Annotated in this window: 9 protein-coding genes; 5 read left to right on the forward strand and 4 right to left on the reverse strand. The window is 37.9% G+C overall.

Translation table 11 applies throughout. The features are described from left to right. Positions 1-20: 20 nt before the first annotated feature. Positions 21-6,335 carry a M4 family metallopeptidase gene (locus AOG26_RS06050; protein ID WP_054561670.1) on the reverse strand — a complete coding sequence of 2,105 codons (6,315 nt, stop codon included), beginning with the start codon at positions 6,333-6,335 and terminating at the stop codon, positions 21-23. A 200-nt stretch (positions 6,336-6,535) separates the two neighbouring features. Between AOG26_RS06050 and AOG26_RS06055 the strand changes: the two genes are divergently transcribed. The 3 genes from AOG26_RS06055 (at position 6,536) to AOG26_RS06065 (ending at position 10,041) form a co-directional block, all read left to right on the forward strand. Further along, positions 6,536-7,834 carry a diguanylate cyclase domain-containing protein gene (locus AOG26_RS06055; protein WP_054561671.1) on the forward strand — a complete coding sequence of 433 codons (1,299 nt, stop codon included), beginning with the start codon at positions 6,536-6,538 and terminating at the stop codon, positions 7,832-7,834. Between the two features lie 89 nt (positions 7,835-7,923). Next, complete coding sequence (locus AOG26_RS06060; RefSeq protein ID WP_054561672.1) at positions 7,924-8,817, forward strand: TIGR01777 family oxidoreductase; 894 nt, start codon at positions 7,924-7,926, stop codon at positions 8,815-8,817. A gap of 81 nt (positions 8,818-8,898) precedes the next feature. Next, entirely contained in the window at positions 8,899-10,041 is a 1,143-nt protein-coding gene (locus AOG26_RS06065) for a GGDEF domain-containing protein (protein WP_054561673.1), read from the forward strand. A gap of 17 nt (positions 10,042-10,058) precedes the next feature. On the opposite strand, the gene AOG26_RS06070 is transcribed toward AOG26_RS06065, so the two are convergent. Next, positions 10,059-11,009 carry a LysR family transcriptional regulator gene (locus AOG26_RS06070; protein ID WP_054561674.1) on the reverse strand — a complete coding sequence of 317 codons (951 nt, stop codon included), beginning with the start codon at positions 11,007-11,009 and terminating at the stop codon, positions 10,059-10,061. Positions 11,010-11,118: 109 nt separating this feature from the next. On the opposite strand from AOG26_RS06070, the gene AOG26_RS06075 reads away from it, so the two are divergent. Together AOG26_RS06075 and AOG26_RS06080 are read left to right on the forward strand one after the other, a co-directional pair. Next, positions 11,119-12,060, forward strand: a complete 942-nt coding sequence (locus AOG26_RS06075; RefSeq protein WP_054561675.1) for a sodium-dependent bicarbonate transport family permease — start codon at positions 11,119-11,121, stop codon at positions 12,058-12,060. Positions 12,061-12,143: 83 nt separating this feature from the next. Next, on the forward strand, positions 12,144-12,563 hold the full coding sequence (locus tag AOG26_RS06080; protein ID WP_054561676.1) for a hypothetical protein: 420 nt from the start codon (positions 12,144-12,146) through the stop codon (positions 12,561-12,563). A gap of 13 nt (positions 12,564-12,576) precedes the next feature. On the opposite strand, the gene AOG26_RS06085 is transcribed toward AOG26_RS06080, so the two are convergent. After that, on the reverse strand, positions 12,577-12,957 hold the full coding sequence (locus tag AOG26_RS06085) for a hypothetical protein (RefSeq protein ID WP_054561677.1): 381 nt from the start codon (positions 12,955-12,957) through the stop codon (positions 12,577-12,579). Beyond that, a complete protein-coding gene (locus tag AOG26_RS06090) occupies positions 12,950-13,534 on the reverse strand; it encodes a hypothetical protein (RefSeq protein ID WP_054561678.1) in 585 nt (194 codons plus the stop codon). Before AOG26_RS06090 ends, AOG26_RS06085 begins: the two co-directional genes overlap by 8 nt. Positions 13,535-13,571: the final 37 nt, after the last annotated feature.

The following is a 13,571-nucleotide window of genomic DNA, read 5'->3' on the forward strand; positions in this document are numbered from 1 at the left end:
AGGGGCTTTTATTAGCTATTTTAGTGTCTGTTTACTCGCCTTCTATAAACGAAAGGTAACAGAGCAATTAGAAAGACAAAAACGCCACCGCTACTAGATTCAGCTTTATCACCATTACTACTAGTAGTTACATTTTTGACAGTTACATCTATTGATTGTTCTGCAGTTCCCTCTCCGTCAGAAACTGCTACTTTGAATTTAAGCAATGAATCCTCAGAAACAGTTGGAGATTTAAATTTTAACGTTTGAGAATTCGATTGAAGAATATCAGCTTGAAGACCTTGTGTTTGGATCCAATTGTAAGTTAACGGCTGTGATTCTTTATCTGTCGCAGAAACAGTAATCACACCTTCTACATTCTCATTAACTGTATAACTATTAGCAAGTTCAATTGTTGGCAATTGGTTTACATGCATGAATAAAACAGATTGCTCATGAACAAATTCCTCATAGCCATCGTTAATGGTTAAAGAAATTGTTCCCTGCTTCGACTCTAAAAGCTCAGACACTTTCAAGATTGCTATACTTTCATTCTGGTTTTCGATAGTAACTTCGGGTATTGATACAGACCAGTTATACGTTAACTCATCTGCATCGCTATCTGATGTTCCTGACGCATCTAAAACGAAGGTATGCAGCTCGTCTATTGTCTCAGGAATAATAAGAGATAATGTTGGTGCGCTATTAAGACTTTCTTGTGCCAGTTTAGCGACAACCTCAACAAAACCATTTTTCTCGCCGTCTAAGTCAAATTCACTACCATCCACAACCGTAAAGGCTGAACAATTACTGCACTCAGAACTAAAGTCGCTGCTTGCAATTATCTCTACCGATTTCCAACCACTTAAAGTTAGTACGCGTGCTTGTAACTCATCACTCAATAGAGAGTTTTCAAGTATTGGTAAAGCAAGGTCTACTGATTCTGTGCGCTGAGCAAGCTCTACATTGATGTTTATCAAATCACTTTTCAATTGGAAATGAGGATCTTCAACGTCCATATCCGTGAAGGCATCAAGCAACATCTCTTCAGAGATATTCATGTTTTCTATGAAATTATCACTTTGAGTGCGAATAACATCACCCGCGCTGATAACATGATAATCATTGTTCGTAAAAACATATGCTCCTGAAGCTAGAACTCCTTTCGAAGTGTTAGAAGAACTATCTAAGAAATCTACAATCCCATCACCATCGCTATCGCCTATCCACTCTGTACTATCAGGAATATTGTCACCATCTGTGTCCGCAGTTTCATTATCAAAGGTAACATTATCAATTAGTGACACAGTCTCAGTTTTCGTCATAACTGACTCACCATCTTTTAAGATGTCATAATTAAAGGTAATCTCTCCTTGCCAGTCATCTGCAAAATTAAAATCACCTCTCCATATAATTGAGTCATACGTATACACATAAACTTCATTTATGACTTGGTCATCAGATAATAATGTCATTTTAAGCTCTAAATCTTCATAATTTGAGAAGCCATACGCTTGTATTTCAACATGAGTACCATACCCTTTGACCAAACTCGCCATTCGCTTACCATTTTGTTTATAAGTGGCCGTGATACTGCGCGGTGCATCTTCATCTAAATGAATTATTTCAGATTTATTAAACTCTTCTGTGTAACCGCCGTCATATACTTCAAGCTCAATTGAATCAACTAACGAGTCAAGCATATTTCCTAATACTACATTTTTAGTCCCTTCATAGCTGTAGTCACTAATAGATTGAATATAATTGCCAGCAATCAAATTCAAACCAAAGTTATCATATAACGGTTTACCTCTCACATTAAGCGCAACAACGGGCAGAGCATCCCGATAAACATAGGTATAGGGTTGAATATCAATACGTGGATTTATATGCAGGTTAATAGTTCCAGCTGTAGTATTACCAGCATTATCGCTTGCCGTAATATCTAAAGAGTAACGTCCAGACTCAAATGCTATATCAATGTCTGATTCAATAGTTATTTCATTTATGCCTGATACTGCATCATAAACAACTGATCGGCTTAACAACTCCTCGAACAATTGCTCTTCTGTAAATCCACCATTCATAGCTACAGCATAGTCTTGAATGATAGGAGGGGTCGTATCAGTGACAAAGAATGTTTGCACAGCTCTTGCACTATTCCCTGCAATGTCTTCAGCTACCCAAGTTATTTGATTCTCGCCATAAACAAGCGTTCTAGACGAAGGGTATACATCGACAGCAACTCTATTGTTATCTGTTACCTCAGGATAAAGGCTTCTAGAAATGTATGTGTTTTCATAAATCCCTTCTATTGTCACAGGTGACAAATCTGAGAATACTGGCGGTAAATTTTCTCCTAAATTAGGATCATCTGGATGACTATCCTCACTATCAACCACACCATCTGAATCTGTATCTTCAACTGTTGGGTTAGAACCTATTTCAAATTCAGTTAAGTTAGCCAAACCATCTCTGTCTAAATCTTGACTTGCATCGAATGAGTCAAGAACATTCAGACCAAATTGATACTCCCAGAAATCAGCCATGCCGTCACTGTCGGTATCTAAACTAGTATCAACCTCTGAAGTCCACACAATTCTATCAATGAAAAATGAGTCGTAACGGTAAAAATCAGCACCATCTAGATTAAATTTAATTGTATTGAAGCCACTAGCTATAGGAATTAATAGTCGAGATTTTTCGTACTGAATTTCAATATCTTCATTATTAACTTGAACTTGTAAAAGCCTATATTTATTAATGTTGTAGTCAACAGTGATAAAGCCCTGCTCAAACAAACCAGCAATAGCAAAGCCTGCATTCACTTGTGTATAAGTTTCGCCACTAAAGTTAGGGTTAAAAGAAAGGCTATTCACTCCGTTAGAAGACCAACTATCACTTGAAATCCAGTCAACATTATTTGCTGCTAACACCGTGAAGCGGTTTGGTAACCCACCAGTTTCAAAGCTTTCGAAAAGGTTATTTATTGCTGAAGGCGTTGAAGCGTATTCTGTTGGCGAGCTTTGCGCATAATATTCTTGTACGTCTGTAAAACCATCTTCATCTCGATCAGAACCAGTAGCATTTGCGTTAATCGGTGAGGTCATAAGTACATTTACTTCGTAACCGTCAGGAAGTTCATCCCCATCACTATCCGAATGCCTAGGATCTGTCCCAAGAGCATACTCTTGCAGAGCAGTTAGTTCGTCATTATCGTAGTCAGAAGAAGCATCATTAGCATCAGTTAAATTAAGCCCATTTTCAACTTCCCAAAAATCTGGCAGGCCATCACTATCAGTATCAACATCGCTCGTATTAGGAATAAATTTAAAATTATCTAACCAAACAGCATCCTCTTCAGTAGAGATTGATCCATCTTTTGTATATGAGAACTCAATAACGTTAACACCTTCAGGGATTTTAACAGTTACCGACCCTTCTTTTGTTCCAGCAATCGACTTATTGTCACTATTTGAACCATTAATTTTTAGAACGAAAGAGTCGCAACATTCTTCAGACTCTATTTTATAGTCAAATATAAGGTATGCCTCCACGAAGACACCTGTAGTACTGAATGAGCTCATTTGACTATCTGAGATTTTACCAGAGCGAATGCTTTGCGAACCATCGGTAGCAAAACTATTATCAATGTACCAATCAGCATTGTTCTCTGATGAATGATTAAACCATTGAGGAAGTTGAGAATCTTCAAATGAACTAGTTAGATTCAATTGCTCTGGAAATGAATCTGCATCTTGTGGGTCTGTTTGTAACTGAAACTCGGTGTAGTTACTAAATCCATCATTATCACTATCAAGCATTGCATCAGTAGAGTCTGTTAAATTTAGACCATGCTCATATTCCCAGCCGTCTGGAATTTGGTCTCCATCTGTATCAAGGTTATTAGGATCGCCCTGATTTAAAAACTCATTAAGATTACTCAAACCGTCATTATCATTATCTAATGATGCATCATCTGGATTCGAAGGATCTAAGCCGTGCGCAACTTCCCAAGAATCTGGTATCGAATCACCGTCAGTATCAGCAAATTCATTACTGATGAAAATGTTATCAATGAAGACTGAATCTAAGCCTGATGATACAGAACTATCTTTTATGTAAGCGAATTTAAGTGTATTTAAGCCTGTAGGAATGACTTGCTCGAAAGAGCGCCAATCGGTAATACCTGAATCAATTACAACTAATTGCTCGTTTAGATACACATATAAATGATCAAAATCAGCTTCTGTAGATAATTTATAAACGAAGCTGAGGTACTTAGTCTGGTCTGTTACAAAGCTGTATTCAAAGCTCGTTGTTTGATTATCATCGATATCATTGTTAGTTAGAGAAAAGTTGTAGCTTTCATCTATTTGATATGTTTCCCATGGCATTGAAGGGTCTGTAAAATCAAAGCTTTCAGGAACAAGATTATCATTAAAATTAATAGCGATTGTTTCAGGAATTGAAGGCGTAGAATCTGCATCATTTGGGTCTGAGCCTAGTAAAAATTCAATGAGGTTTGTGAAGCTATCATTGTCTAAGTCACTCTCTGCATCTGCACTATCTAGAGGATCTAATGCGAAATTGACTTCCCAACCATCAGTCATTTTGTCGTTATCAGAATCAGGATTAGTTAAGCTTGTTTGATACTCATGATGTTCTTGATAATCAGTTAGGCTATCGCCATCAGTATCAGAATTATTTGGCAATGAATTTAATCTGTATTCTTCTAAGTTGGTCAATCCATCATCATCAAGATCACCTGCTGCATCTGTAGGGTCTGATAAGTCCAGTGAATATAACAACTCCCAATTGTCATCCATTCCATCGTTATCATTATCAATGAATTGGATGTTATTACATACAACACCTACCGTATTGAATGCATCGACAACATCATTTGTTTTATAGCCTAAATCAATGGCACTGTTGATTGCGCCACATGCTCCATCAATAAAGTCAGTTGAATTTACCCAATAATTTTGGTTTGCGTAAAGCATAATTTGAAAAGCTTTACGTGGGTCCCACTCTGGCTTATTTGCTAGTAAATAAAATGCTCTATTAAACACACCACTGCTGTAATGAACATCAATACCAGAATAAAACTCAGATGCATGGTCTATTGAAATACCATCATTAGACGGGGTTTCAAAATAACGCAATGCTGCTCTATTTTTTGTAATATCAGCACCTGTCAACCAATCTGTAGAACCTCTGACAAAGTATTCAGCGGTTTCACCAGCCATGTCTGAAAATGACTCGTTAATTCCTCCAGATTGGTCGTAATAAAATAAGTTGGAATTTTGCTCTGTAACACCATGACTCACTTCATGAGATACAATATCTAAAGATACTAGCGGGTAAAAACTATCGGCACCATCACCAAAACTCATCGCAGAGCCGTTCCATGTTGCGTTCTCCCAACCATCACCTTGGTGAACACGTAGCAATAACTTAAAGGTCAGTGGTGCCGTGTTATACCATTGCTCATACATATCAAACACCGAGGTTCCAAATGCATGTGCATCATTTAAAGGCGAATAGGCACCATTAACCTCTTTGTGAGTATTTCGATCACACGGAAATGAAAACGCAGATGAGGGTTCACTGCCTGACTCCATCGAAACAGTTTTTACTTTATCATTTTCTAGAAAGCATGTTTCTCCTACTTGAGAAACAGCAAATGCTGGATAATCTTCGCCATATTCATAACGGCCAACTTTCTCATTACCACCTGGCCCCATCGCCTGTGTGTGCTTGATATTATTCCACGCTTTAAACACTTCATAAGTTTTTTCATTGATGATAGCTGAAGGCTTTGACTCATGTTCAGCATTCAAAATTTCAAGCTCAATTAAATATGCGTAATGAGCTTGATCGTTTTTAACATAAATGTAACGTTCTGATTTTACGAGCTTATAAGAAGAATCTAGTGACAGTTTAGAAGCTTTAAGCACAGCTAAAACTGCAGCTTCTAAATCAAATTGACTGTTTGCTCTTAATTGTAATTTTGCATCATCGATATCGGTCGCAAAAAAGCCACTCATATGCTGTGACTTATCTTGAATACGAACTTGCTGCCCCCAGATAGGAACCCCAGAATAATATTGCTGTAGAATTTTGTTTGATGAATTTTTTCTTAGTACACCATTAGAGTTATGGTGAGGCAAAATAACCTCTTCAAAATAAGAACCTTTTGTTTGATTTTTTTGAAGAGACTGATTTGTTAATAGCAGGTTTTGAAGTTGTGGCTTGTTAGAGAGACTTACCCTTTCTACTGTTGCAGCTTGAAGAGAGTATGCGCTGAACATACTAAAAACTGCAGCACCTGCAATTAATCCCTTATGCATAATAGTTCCTTAAATACTTTATTTACTTATTATCGGAACTAAAATACCAAAAATAAACACAATCTGCACCAATTTGTTAAGCCCACATTAATTATTTAACTAAAATTTCGAGTTCATATTTTAAAACCCAAACTGGAAAAACACCCAATATCAGTTAATACTTTATAACTAACAACTTAATTGGTCCCCCTACTCACCCTATGTCGCTGAGAGCTAAATTTATCCTTCTACTTTCCTCTATTTTTTTAGTGGTGGTAGCCAATACCTTCATTATCTATGTATTAGATAAGCAAGGTCAGGCTAAGCTTGAGGCGGTGATCCATACTCATGATGCTCTCGATGAATCTGAAAAGCTCTACAATCAAATAACGAACGCAGAAACTGGGCAACGTGGTTATTTATTAACTCAAGACCTCAACTATTTAGAACCCTACTACACAGCACTTGAACAAGTTAAACAACATTTTTTGACTATCAATAAGCTAACGCTAAATAACCCCGAACAACAAGACACTCTTACTGAAATTGATGAGCTGGTCGACAAAAAATTAGCAGAGTTAGCATTAACTGTCACACTTGTAATGCAAGGCACGCCATATGCCCTCGAAGAAGCTAAAGCGATTGTGTTAACGAATGAGGGTAAAAAGTATATGGACCAGATCCGCGAGCATATTTTACTGTTTCAAAATACTGAGCTTGCCAAGTTAGAACAGCAAAATGCTGACTACCAAAAAAACAGACTATTTATAACTCACTTCGTAACTTTGCAAATACCATTAATGCTCATCTTGTTAGTTTTTTGCGCTTTTTATATCAATGCAAAGCTTTTTAAACCTCTAAAGTTATTAATTCAAAACACTGATCAACTAGAAAAAGGCGAAAAACCAAAAACGTTGACGATTAGTAGCCATGATGAAATTGGCTATGTGTTAAAACGCTTTGCACGCATGAGTGACATCGTTTATGAGCGAACGAGTAAGTTAAATTTTCAAGCTAGTCATGATCATCTAACAGGCGTTTTAAATCGCACAGAGTTAAAGCCAGCATTGAAGCAAGCCATTACTACTTGCTCTGAAGACAATAAACTGGCTGTTATATTTATAGATATAAATAAATTTAAACAACTCAATGATGAATACGGCCATTTAATTGGTGACCAAGTTCTTATTGAAACCGCAAAACGGATTACGTCATCAGTTAGAGCCGATGATGATGTGTATCGTTATGGGGGAGATGAATTCGTCATAATTACACATAATATCGCTAAATACAGACACATTAATGCCATGATCACGCATCTATTGGCACGTTTTGATAACCCATTTGTATTTGAACAGCTCACATTAAATATTTCATTAAGTATTGGGGTAGCCCTTGCTCCAGATCACAGCCTAGATCACCAAGAATTGCTGAGATTAGCTGACCAAGCAATGTATCACGCTAAACATGAGTTAAAAAATAGCTATCATATTTACAACAACTACAATCAAGAAGACTAATCTAAATTACTGCTTTATACGTATATATTTGCAAAAATCACCATCACTATGTATAAAAAATACACACAGATATTAATTAAGGCAGCACTATGCATATTTTATTAACAGGTGGAACGGGCCTTATTGGTAGACATTTGTGCCCTTTTTTATTGAATCACCACAAGGTTACTGTGCTAACACGCAACCCTATTCAAGCCGCGGTCATACTGACTCATCAAGTACACACTGTTAAGTCACTCGATGAAGTCAACTTTGAAGAGGTTGACGCTGTCATTAATCTAGCTGGAGAGCCAATCGTCAACAAGCGCTGGAGCGAGTCGCAAAAACGAACTTTGCTGAATAGCCGGATCATTCTTACTTTACAGATATCTAAAGCAATTAGCCGTTGTGAATCGCCGCCTCATACCTTTATTTCTGGCAGTGCGATTGGCTTTTATGGCCGCCAAGAAAACCAGCCAATTGATGAAAGCTTTAATGATATTTACCCTGAGTTTAGCCATGTTCTTTGCCGTGATTGGGAGCATGCAGCGACGAAAGCACAATCTGACCAAACTCGAGTATGCCTACTTCGTACAGGTATCGTATTAGCTAAGCAAGGTGGTGCTTTAGGTAAAATGCTGCCTGCTTTTAAATTTGGCTTGGGTGGACCAGTAGGTCATGGTCAACAAGGAATGTCGTGGATCCACATTGACGACATGATCCAACTCATCCTTTTTGTGCTTTCACATCAAGAGATACACGGGCCTGTCAATGCCACTGCGCCAAACCCTGTTGATAATAATGAATTTAGTCAAACACTCGCGAGTGTGATTTCGCGACCTGCCATGCTACGTATGCCTAGCTGGGTTTTAAAATTGATGATGGGAGAAATGTCTGATCTTCTGCTTCATGGTCAATTTGTGCTTCCGAATAAACTACTTAGTCACAATTACCGCTTCCACTATCCAACATTGCAGCCGGCATTAGAAAGCCTGAAATTATAGTTACAATGTACTGGTTGCTAATACCCAACTAATACATAATAATTAAATAGATTTTAGTCGAGTGATTCTTCAGGGAAAGTCATGATGCATTTACCCACCATAATCAGCATATCAATTTTATTGAATGTGATTATTGGGTCGTTCTTATTGTCTTTGTATTTTTTAAGACAACAATCAAGTTATTTATATTGGGGTAGCTCGTGTCTCATATTTGTAGGCGCACAAATAGCAGCTTCTCTGCGTATTTTTATCGACCTTCCTCTAATTACACATTATCTAGCTGATTTACTGATAATTTCAGCTCCCTTAGCAGCCATACTAGGTATTCATGCTTACAGTCAATCAGACAATAAATGTCAAAATAAATGTGCATATGTGTTAGTTGCAGCTGCAGTAATATTACTCCTTGTTTATGATTCACCATTTAGCCAGTTATTCACAACAGCCATAATTGCAGCATGTTTTAGCTATGCAGCTTTCGCGCTAAGGAAGTTGCATGTTAAACGCATCATGCATTTAGTATTACTCAAGTTGTGTTTCGTCATTCACGCTTTGATTATGGTAACCCAGTTTTCACTACTACTTAGTGATTACCTAGGTTTGTTGCAAACAGACTTGAAACAAATATTAGCTGTTATTCTCATAAGCCATATTGTTATTACCACACTAACCGCCATGATCTGGCCATTAATGATGTTCTTAGAGCATGAGCAGGTACTGAGCGACCTTGCTAATCGTGATTCGCTAACCGGTTTATTGAATCGTCGTGCGTTTATTAGCGTTAGTAACAATTATTTAGAACAAGCAAACAACAACCTAACAAAACTTTGCGCTTTGATGATAGATATCGATTTCTTCAAGAGAGTTAATGATCAACATGGCCACGAAACGGGTGATGAAGCACTTAAGTGGGTTGCTAAAAAGATTAAAAGCCAGCTACGTGAGCACGATCTAGTAGCTAGGATTGGCGGTGAAGAGTTTGCAGTAATACTACCCAATACTAGCCAAGCTCAAGGAGAAATCTTATCTGAGCGAATTCGTTTAGCCATTCATAATGATAGCTTTGTGCACAATGACAATGAAATAAACCTGTCTATCAGTATCGGCATCATCACCCATAAATCGGGCACAAATAATGTTAACGAGTTACTGGCAGAAGCCGACAAAGGCTTATACAAAGCAAAATTAAATGGCCGTAATCAGGTTGTGACCATGGCATTTTAACGCAACAACTTGTTAGTTTAATTTAAGCTCTCATTTAGCTGGCTTAGCTCATTGGTCACCCACTGTTTATCTAAGCATTGCTCTAAGTTCAGTTGGGCAAATTTTAAAAAGTTGCGCGCCGCATGTGATAAATGGCGATCGGTGCGCACTACAAAATACCAATGGCTGGCCAAATTCACATCTTCAACATTTAGCATGCAAAAACTCGTATCGTGAGGTGGCAGTACATGGCGCGAAACCACCCCCAGCCCCATTCCTGAGCCAACAGCAACACGAATAGCCTCGTTACTCGCCATTTGAACTGTGTTGCTAAGGACAAAACCTCTGCTTTGCAGTTCACTCTCAAACAGCATTCGCGTAGCTGAACCTGGCTCGCGAAGTAAAAAACGTTCACTCACTAAGTCATGTAAAGTTACATGACTTTTACTCGCAAGCTTATGGTTATTTGCCGCAATAAATACAAGAGGATTTTGTAAAAACCGCCCCGCTTTTGCGTGTTCTAACGAAGGGGGATGACTAAATACATAAATATCGTCTTCGCCTCTTTCAAACCGGGCAAGCACCTCAGCACGATTACCAATTTCTAGTGGCAATTCAACATGCGGATGTAAATTACTATACGGACCAAGTAACTTAGGCAAAATATATTGTGCGGTGTTAACCATGGCTATTTTACAGCGCCCGCGCTCACCGCCTCTAAGCTCAGCTAAGTAATCTTGATAGTCATCAAAATGACCAAACACCTGCTGACATGTTTGAAACAACGCAAAACCTGCTTCTGTAACATGTATACGCTGCTGGTTAACCATCACTAATGGCTCATTAACTGTTTCTTGTAAGCGTTTAATTTGTTGCGAAACCGTTGGTTGCGTTAAGTGTAACTGCCTTGCTGTTTCACTGATAGAGCGCGTTTTTACCACACACATAAACACTTCTAGTAAGCGAAAAGAAATATGTCTTAAGTCCATAAAACCCAACCCATAGATTATTATCTATAAGATACTATCACTTATTTAATTATTTACTATGTGAATTTTTATCTAGAATAGCGGCGCTTTTAACCAAGAGGAGAACAAAGTGCCTGATATTGTTGTAATGTTTTTTGTTTTAGGACTCACAGCCGGATTACTTCGCTCTGACCTAAAAATTCCGCAAGCAACCTATGAAACTCTTAGCCTATTGTTGATGCTCACCATTGGCTTAAAAGGCGGCATGGTGCTACATGGCAATTTACATTGGCAACTCTTACCCGAAATGGGCGCTGTGTTACTGCTTGGCGGCTTAATACCTTTAATGCTTTACCCAGTTTTAAACAAACTGCTAAACCTCTCTGTTGCTAATAGCGCAAGTATTGCCGCCCACTATGGTTCAGTAAGTGCAGGTACATTCGCCGTTGCTTTAGCATATGCCGAATCGAACTCACTTAATGTGGGTGCTGAAGTCACGCTTTACTTAGTAATGCTTGAGTTACCTGCCATCATCGTTGGTTTGTTACTATTCCGCCGTCTGGGAAATGGGTCTGGGCAAAACCTATCACTCAAAGCGCTATGGCATGAAACACTGACTAACAAAAGCGTGATTCTGCTTGTAGGTGGTGTAATTATTGGCATGATGTACGGCACACAACAAGGCAGCCAAGTAACTAGCCTTTTAACAAACAGCTTTAAAGTTGTATTAGCGTTATTCTTGCTCGAAATGGGTTTAATGGCTGCACAAACACTGCGCCCTATTCCATGGCATCATTGGCGTTTAGCATTATTTGCACTTATAACACCTAACCTATTGGGTGCTATCGGCGTCTGTGTTGGTACTGCCCTTCAACTCGAACTGGGCTCGGTAGTAATATTAGCAAGCCTAGTTGCTAGTGCCTCTTATATTGCTGCTCCAGCGGCTATTAAAGCAGCGATTCCTGATGCTGATATAGGCTTAGCCATGTTATGTTCTTTAGGTATTACCTTTCCTTTCAATGTATTACTAGGAATTGGCTTGTATCATCAAATAGCATTGTATATGAATTAAAAGATTCGCTAACTATCACTTTATGCATGAGATTTTTTAAAAAGTCGTTTAATATAAATAAAAAAGCAGTGCAAGGACATGCTATGTTCAATCAAACGCTTAGCACTGAGCAACAGCATGTAAGTGATATTTTTATGCGCTTATGTACGCTTTGCCAGGTGCAAAATAATTTAGAATTAGAGCAACATTTATCATTACAACGTGGCTTTTGTGAGCAAAGCATTGAGCTTGCAACTGTTCCTTATGAGTTAATTGATAAAGTGACTAAAGCTTCTGAGGTTAGCTTTGATTCACTACTTAATGGTAATAACCAAACCACAGCTACACTCGATGGGCCGGTATTAGAAGCAGTGAGTAACGGTATTATCAAGAGTATAAAAAAGCTATCAATGGCGGGGTTAATTAAGGGTGAAAATCAAACGCAAGAAGCACTTAGTCAACTTGCAGATATTCAGCTAAAACAAATAGCAAAAGAGCTCAAAATACAAAGCCAGGTTAAATAACCTGGCTTTTTTACTAATTCTTACCTTTGTACATTTTCTCATAAATGTCAGATATGTTGTTTTGCTTATCGTAGTATCGCTGCAGCTCTCCAAGCGATAACTCCTTTATTTTATCGCTAGCAAGCCCAGTCGGTTCTGCTAATTTAAAATGTGCAGCGTGCGGTGAAGTGCCCATTAAGGTCGCAATTTCGCTCTTTAGTTGTTCAGCTTTATTGAATAGTTTAATTGCTTTGCTGATATCTGTTTCATGCTCGGCTTGTAACGTGCACCAAACCACCTCAACAGACTTAGACCTTATTTGATCTTCAAAGATATTTTTGCGCGCAATCAACCATGTACTTGCAATCAGCAAGATGGCTAAAACGGCAATGGCTATGTAAATTAGTTCAAGCATTACGATCCCTCGGTAAACTAAATGTTACTATACACCCAAACTTGGTCCGTAATACATCAGGAAAAAGCATTATAAATGATAGTACAAGGCTGATATACAACACAATAAAGCTGTAAACGTAATGTATCTGCGCAAATTCTTGCTGCAAATCCAGAACAACAAATTTCACCCAAATAATTAAGTGAGACAGAGTTAGAATAATGAAAAGTTTTGAAACTTTGAAAAATAAATCATTAAATTTATAACTAAACATTGTATGAAGTTTATACATCATAATAAGCATGACTGAATTTGCAATTACAAATCCTAAATATACATTTTGTGCACTTGCTGCTGAATTATGATTCTTCACATACTCCAAAGCATATTCCATCATCAAAGCTGTAAATAAATAGTTAGCGCAAACATTGGCAATAGTGATGAAGTTGCTAAAAAATTCTTTTTCTTTTAAAGCTTTTCGCAATGAATTAATTAAAGCTATCAAGTAACTAGTTGCGATTACAGCTTGAAAGGAAAATGTATCAGTATATGGCTTAATAACGAGCCACTTATTATAAAGCTCTTGCAGAAACTCCACAGGCGCAAACTCTTTTTTCTTTCATGTTAGAATGTTA

The organism is Pseudoalteromonas sp. UCD-33C (assembly GCF_001306895.1).
In the GTDB taxonomy this organism is placed as follows: Bacteria; Pseudomonadota; Gammaproteobacteria; order Enterobacterales; family Alteromonadaceae; genus Pseudoalteromonas.

What these genes read in the sequence shown, in the direction of transcription:
- AOG26_RS06050 (WP_054561670.1), bottom strand. Translation starts at nt 6,335, where the DNA reads ATGCATAAGGGATTAATTGCAGGTGCTGCAGTTTTTAGTATGTTCAGC.
- AOG26_RS06055 (WP_054561671.1), top strand. Translation starts at nt 6,536, where the DNA reads ATGTCGCTGAGAGCTAAATTTATCCTTCTACTTTCCTCTATTTTTTTA.
- AOG26_RS06060 (WP_054561672.1), top strand. Translation starts at nt 7,924, where the DNA reads ATGCATATTTTATTAACAGGTGGAACGGGCCTTATTGGTAGACATTTG.
- AOG26_RS06065 (WP_054561673.1), top strand. Translation starts at nt 8,899, where the DNA reads ATGATGCATTTACCCACCATAATCAGCATATCAATTTTATTGAATGTG.
- AOG26_RS06070 (WP_054561674.1), bottom strand. Translation starts at nt 11,009, where the DNA reads ATGGACTTAAGACATATTTCTTTTCGCTTACTAGAAGTGTTTATGTGT.
- AOG26_RS06080 (WP_054561676.1), top strand. Translation starts at nt 12,144, where the DNA reads ATGTTCAATCAAACGCTTAGCACTGAGCAACAGCATGTAAGTGATATT.
- AOG26_RS06085 (WP_054561677.1), bottom strand. Translation starts at nt 12,957, where the DNA reads ATGCTTGAACTAATTTACATAGCCATTGCCGTTTTAGCCATCTTGCTG.